Here is a 402-nt window from a genome sequence, read left to right on the forward strand (position 1 = left end):
CTTGGCGCGCTTCTCGGGGTCTCCCCAGGCACGATGATTGGCGACCAGGCGCGTGGTCGAGGTGAGCAGCGTGTCCACGATCCGCAGGTTGTGGGCGCGCAGACTCGACCCGGTCTCGGTGTTGACGACGATGGCGTCGGCCAGAACCGGGACCTTGACCTCACAGGCGCCCCAGGAGAACTCGACCGAGGCGTCGCGGACGCCGTGCGTGTTCAGGTAGCGCTCGGTCAGGCGGACGTACTCGGTCGCGATGCGCTTGCCCGCCAGATCGCGCGCCGATTCGATGGCCGAGCCCTCCGGCGCGGCCAGCACCACGCGGATCGCGTTGCGCGTGGCTTTGGAGTACGTCAATTCGGCGACCTCGTGCACGTCGGCGTTGTTGTCCTCGATCCAGTCCTTGCC

The 402-nt window shown here is 67.9% G+C and carries 1 protein-coding gene; it reads right to left on the minus strand.

What is annotated here, in order from left to right; genetic code table 11:
- Positions 1-402 (minus strand): ATP phosphoribosyltransferase (hisG, locus tag I6F37_RS43025; RefSeq protein WP_225154832.1); only part of this gene is annotated, 402 nt, incomplete at both ends.

Origin of the sequence: Bradyrhizobium sp. NBAIM08, from assembly GCF_020193935.1 — a bacterium.
GTDB lineage: Bacteria > Pseudomonadota > Alphaproteobacteria > Rhizobiales > Xanthobacteraceae > Bradyrhizobium > Bradyrhizobium yuanmingense.